Raw genomic sequence first — 1,420 nt, forward strand, 5'->3', positions numbered from 1 at the left:
TCATGGTTTTAAGGTGCATGTATATAGATGGCATATTGTTGGTGTATTCGCTTGTAACACTCGGGCTAGTTGAGCGCTAGCGCTCAACTAGCACCACGGGTTTACACTCCTAAAATTGCAACAATGATTATTGCCAATACGACACTTAATAATAATGAAATAATCCAATGTTTCTTTTCTGTCATTTTAAAAAGAATATTTATAATAGAACTAATTAGCAGCACAATTATAAAAACAAAAGTAATCATTATAATTTCCATTTAAACAACCTCCTAGGTTTACACATTGAATAATGGACTTATATCCGACTTCCTCAATATACCATATTATATATATTTTTTCAAACCCGTGGTGCTAGAGTCAGTCAAGACTTTGTGGAGAACGTTTTTTCGGTTCACTACGGGCGTTGTCAATGACTAGTTAGTGAACCATTTTCAGGAATGGATATCGTAAGCGCTTTCGGACTCTCATCCCTCATCTTGAGGTGATCATATTACATTTTTTTACACCCAACCACCATCTCGGAGCGCCGACAACGCTTGATGGATCGGCGTCCCGGATGACTGTTGCAGACACGGTATATTCTGACGCACCACATCTGCCCACAACCGTCCTGCCTTCCGTTTGGCCTGTTCAACCCGCTTGGACTTCGTCGAGGCCGAGACGGCCGACTGGGGCTCTTGCTCCTCCCACCGTCCCTTTCTCCACCCGATCCCGTCGATTCGGGCTGCCATCGCCCTCAGAAACGCCCGAAGCCCTTGGTCTTTCCAGCTGCGGCGGGATTTCACCCGATGCGCAAACCGGCTCATCACGCTCTCGGCGTGGCCCATCGGACGCATGCCGGTCGTCTCCACCCCTTGCTCCGACAGCCACTCCCGATAGTCCCGGATGCATCCCGGCATCGACTCGATCCGGCGGATCATGGCAGCCATCTGCTTCTCTTTCGCTTCGTCCTCCAACGTGCCGACCGCGCTGTTCAGCTCCACCAGAAGCCCCTCTTCGTCTTGTTTCGCCAGCTTCTTCCGCACCTCCCGCCAACGCGGATGGCCGGACAGACACTGACGCAGCTCCCGCGCCACATGAAACCGATCCAGCTGAAAGCACGCCCGCTTCCCAAAATACTCCCGGCAGGCCGTGATCCACGACGCCGCGTCGCCGTTGATGATCAAAAGGTCCCGGCACGGATCATAGGCATATTCGTTCATCAGCCACTCTTCAAACCGTTCCCACACGTCTCCCGCCCCTTCATGGAGGTAGTGGCGCCGGTTCACGAGCTCGAGCTGCGAACCGTTTCGTTTCCATCCTTCGTGAACCGCCAGGATTTTCTCTTCTTTCGCCCGTTTCCCTTTCCCCTGGCGGGAAATGAACAGCCCATCCGCCTCCACAAACAGCACTCGGCCGTGCCGTTGGGAAACAGGGT

1 protein-coding gene is annotated in these 1,420 nt (G+C 51.9%); it reads right to left on the reverse strand.

Annotated elements, in window-relative coordinates; translation table 11 throughout:
• Positions 1-503: 503 nt before the first annotated feature.
• A partial coding sequence (locus GZ1_RS13125) for an ISLre2 family transposase (RefSeq protein ID WP_060788651.1) occupies positions 504-1,420 on the reverse strand: 917 nt, incomplete at its 5' end.

It is taken from the genome of Geobacillus zalihae NBRC 101842 (assembly GCF_001544135.1).
Taxonomy (GTDB): domain Bacteria; phylum Bacillota; class Bacilli; order Bacillales; family Anoxybacillaceae; genus Geobacillus; species Geobacillus zalihae.